This window comes from Mesorhizobium sp. M0701 (genome assembly GCF_040320365.1).
Taxonomy (GTDB): domain Bacteria; phylum Pseudomonadota; class Alphaproteobacteria; order Rhizobiales; family Rhizobiaceae; genus Mesorhizobium.
In genome coordinates, this window is the sequence record NZ_JAMYPO010000107.1 from 1 (window position 1) to 1,619 (window position 1,619).

At 63.9% G+C, this 1,619-nt stretch carries 2 protein-coding genes; both read left to right on the plus strand.

The features are described 5' to 3' along the window. Positions 1–120: 120 nt before the first annotated feature. A complete protein-coding gene (locus NKI24_RS35695; RefSeq protein ID WP_023679231.1) occupies positions 121–678 on the plus strand; it encodes an OsmC family protein in 558 nt (185 codons plus the stop codon). A 59-nt stretch (positions 679–737) separates the two neighbouring features. After that, on the plus strand, positions 738–1,619 hold an 882-nt coding region (locus NKI24_RS35700; RefSeq protein ID WP_352750870.1), incomplete at its 3' end, for an NAD(P)-binding domain-containing protein.

Sequence of the window (1,619 nt, forward strand, 5' to 3'; positions counted from 1 at the left end):
AAACAACTTGAAGAAAGGCTTCGCGGCCCATAGCATGCCGCGCCATGGTGAAATCTGATCGGGAGGTCAGTGAGATCGGTCGGGTTTTTGAGCCAGTGCAAGGTAGGGAGGATAATAATTATGGCTTCCGAAGTACAGGCAAACAACGGCGTTAACGTAGAGGCGCTGCTCGGCGCACGCGAAGCGCTTACCAACGCCCCGGAGGCAGCGCAGTTCAAGTGGCGCGCGGCCTGCGAATGGAAGGATGGCACCCACAGCCACTCGTCGGTCGAGAGCTTCTACGGTCTCGGCGAGGATCAGCATCGCAAGACCACCTTCACATTCGACGCAGACCATCCGGAGGTCTTCGCTTCCCAGGACAAGGGCGCCACGCCCGTCGAATACGTGCTGGTCGGACTGGCGAGTTGCCTGACCGCCGGCATCGCCGCGGTTGCCCAGAACCGCAACATCCAGTTGAAGTCGGTGAAGGCGACCATCGAAGGCGACATGGATCTCGCCGGAATACTCGGCATCGACAGCGACGTGCGCAACGGCTTCAGCGGCATCACGGTGAAATACAACATCGACGCCGACGCCAAGCGCGAGGACATCGAGGCTATCGTCGCTCAGTCGCAGAAGCGGTCGGCGGTCTATGACATTGTCACCAATCCGACGAACGTCACGGTCGTGGTGAATTGAAAGGCGCTTCGAACCGTAGACTCTCCTGATGAGAGGGTGCGATTAGTTCCGTCACCACAGTGATCGTCGGCGCGGGGCACGCGGGGCTCGCGATGAGCCGCTGCCTCGCGGAGCGCTCTATCGACCATGTGCTGCTGGAGCGCGGCGAGATCGCCCATACCTGGCGCACCGAGCGATGGGATTCACTGCGGCTGCTCACCCCGAACTGGCAGAGCCGGCTGCCGGGCTTCCGCTATGACGGCGACGATCCCGACGGCTACCGGACGATGCCTGAGGTGATCGACTTCCTCGGGAACTATGCCAAGGCGATCTCGGCTCCGGTCAGAACCCACTCGACCGTTACCTCGGTTCGCAGCGACGGGGCGGGATATCTTGTGCGCACTGACCGCGGCGAGTGGCGGTGTCGGACCGTCGTGCTGGCGTCGGGCGCGTGCAACATCGCGCGCCTGCCCGACGTCGCCAGCCGCGTGCCGCCGTCGGTCGCCATGCTGACGGCACAGTCCTACCGCAATCCGGGTCAGGTCGCCGACGGTGGTGTGATGGTGGTGGGCGCGTCGTCGAGCGGCACCCAGATCGCACAGGAGCTGCAGCGTTCGGGGCGTCAAGTGACCCTGTCGGTGGGCGAGCACATCCGGGCGCCCCGCGTCTATCGCGGCAAGGACCTGGAATGGTGGATGGACGCCGCCGGCGTGCTCGACGAGCGTTACGACGAGGTGGACGACATCAGGCGGGCGCGACGGGTTCCTTCGCTACAGCTTGCCGGCACGCCCGACCGCATCACCCTCGACCTCAATGCGCTCAACGACCTCGGCGTCCGGCTCATCGGTCGTCTTGCCGGCATCACCGAAGACGGCAAGGCCCAGTTTGCGGGGTCGTTGCGCAACATGTGCGCGCTTTCCGATCTCAAGATGGCACGGCTGCTCGACCTCATCGACGAATGG